This window comes from Aurantimonas sp. E1-2-R+4, assembly GCF_036549515.1.
In the GTDB taxonomy this organism is placed as follows: Bacteria; Pseudomonadota; Alphaproteobacteria; order Rhizobiales; family Rhizobiaceae; genus Aurantimonas; species Aurantimonas coralicida_A.
In genome coordinates, this window is sequence record NZ_JAZHLK010000151.1 from 1 (window position 1) to 830 (window position 830).

Annotated in this window: 1 protein-coding gene and 1 pseudogene; one reads left to right on the forward strand and one right to left on the reverse strand. The window is 60.5% G+C overall.

Annotated features, from left to right (window positions below; translation table 11 throughout):
- Nucleotides 1–375, reverse strand: a pseudogene (locus tag VQ045_RS21815) (hypothetical protein); the annotation flags it as partial.
- A 208-nt stretch (nt 376–583) separates the two neighbouring features.
- Between VQ045_RS21815 and VQ045_RS21820 the strand changes: the two are divergent.
- A partial coding sequence (locus tag VQ045_RS21820; protein ID WP_331831624.1) for a helix-turn-helix domain-containing protein occupies nt 584–830 on the forward strand: 247 nt, incomplete at its 3' end.

The following is an 830-nucleotide window of genomic DNA, read 5'->3' on the forward strand; positions in this document are numbered from 1 at the left end:
ATCCGTGTGAAGGGGAACCGGTGCTGCCATGACAAACCTCCGTTTGTCACAGTGATTCAGAATTCTGTCAGCTTGGGAATCCCCGAAGAGTCGGCCTTCGCTCCCGTTGGTATGACAGGCGCTGACGCCCTTGTCGGCTTCCAAACGTTCGGCGATCTCGGCCAGCGAAATGTCCTTTTCGTCCGTATCGATCAACGCCAGGATGAAGGCTTCGTGCGCGTCGAGTTTGGAGCCTTCGGGCTGACCTTGGCGATCAGGCTCGAACGTCCCTTTCCGGCACCAATCGCGATGCCAGGACCCTGACGTCGAGAAGCCGATCGCAAACCGGCGGGCCGCAGCCCGTGTCGACAAGCCAGCTTCGATCGCTTCGATCACCCGCTTGCGAAGGTCTACCCCGTAAGCTCGCGCCATGAGTTCGTCTCCCTGTCCTTTGCAAACAGGGAATCACGACCTTCGCGAGATCGCAAACATCCGACTCCGAATTGGGTCAAAACGCTCTAATACCAACGGGAGCGAAGGCTGACTCTTCGTGGATTCCCAAGCTGACCGAATTCTGAATCACTGTGGCAAACGGAGGTTTGTCATGGCAGCACCGGTTCCCCTTCGCACGGATTATGACGGCCCAACGCTGAGAAGGTCGGCGAAGGCAACGAAGGATGCGGCTCAGGCTCGGCGCTTGCTGGCGCTGGCCGAGATTTACGATGGCGGCTCGCGCAGTGACGCGGCCCGGATCGGCGGCGTCACCTTGCAGATCATCCGCGACTGGGTTCTGCGCTTCAACGCTCGCGGCCCTTCCGGCCTGATCACCGGCAAGGCGCCGGGCAACCGGC